The organism is Mycobacterium sp. 141 (assembly GCF_000382405.1).
In the GTDB taxonomy this organism is placed as follows: Bacteria; Actinomycetota; Actinomycetes; order Mycobacteriales; family Mycobacteriaceae; genus Mycobacterium.
In genome coordinates, this window is record NZ_KB908289.1 from 1 (window position 1) to 1,008 (window position 1,008).

A 1,008-nucleotide genomic window follows, 5' to 3' on the forward strand; every position below is an offset into this window, starting at 1 on the left:
GATCGCCGGACCCAAACGCCCCCAAGACCGCATCGAACTCTCCGACGCCAAAAACGCCTTCCGCAAAGACATCCACAACTACGTCGAAGAACACCTCCCCGTCGAACACACCCATCTCGACGAGGCCGTCGAAGAGTCCTTCCCCGCCTCAGATCCGGCCGCCCTGTCCTTCGCCGACGACGGTGCGGTGGACGTTCGCCCGTCGGCAGCCAACGGCTCCACCGGCCGCCCCTCCAAACCCATCACTGTCACCTCTACCGAGCGGGGCGAATTCGTGCTCGACCACGGCGCCGTCGCCGTCGCGGGCATCACCTCCTGCACCAACACCTCCAACCCGTCGGTCATGCTCGGCGCGGCGCTGCTCGCCAAAAAAGCCGTCGAAAAAGGCCTGAGCACCAAACCCTGGGTCAAAACCAACATGGCTCCCGGCTCACAGGTCGTCACTGACTACTACAACAAAGCCGGCCTATGGCCCTACCTGGAAAAACTGGGCTACTACCTGGGCGGCTACGGCTGCACCACATGCATCGGCAACACCGGACCGCTGCCCGAGGAAGTCTCGGCAGCCATCAACGACAACGACCTGTCGGTGACCGCCGTGCTGTCGGGGAACCGCAACTTCGAGGGCCGCATCTCTCCCGACGTCAAGATGAACTATCTGGCCTCCCCGCCGCTGGTGATCGCCTACGGCATCGCGGGCACCATGGACTTCGACTTCACCACCGACCCGCTCGGCCAGGATCAGGACGGCAACGACGTCTTCCTCAAAGACATTTGGCCCACCGCAACCGAGATCGAGGAGACCATCACCTCCTCGATCAACCGGGACATGTTCACCGACGCCTACGCCGACGTCTTCACCGGCGACGACCGCTGGCGTTCGCTGCCCACCCCCGACGGCAACACCTTCGAGTGGGACGCCAAGTCGACCTATGTGCGCAAGCCTCCGTACTTCGACGGCATGCCCGCCGAACCGACCCCGGTCACGGACATCACCGGCGCCAGAGT

Annotated in this window: 1 protein-coding gene; it reads left to right on the forward strand. The window is 64.0% G+C overall.

Features of this window, described 5'->3' with window-relative positions; genetic code table 11:
- Positions 1-1,008: aconitase family protein (locus tag H276_RS0122330; protein ID WP_019973496.1), on the forward strand; the 1,008-nt coding region annotated here is incomplete at both ends.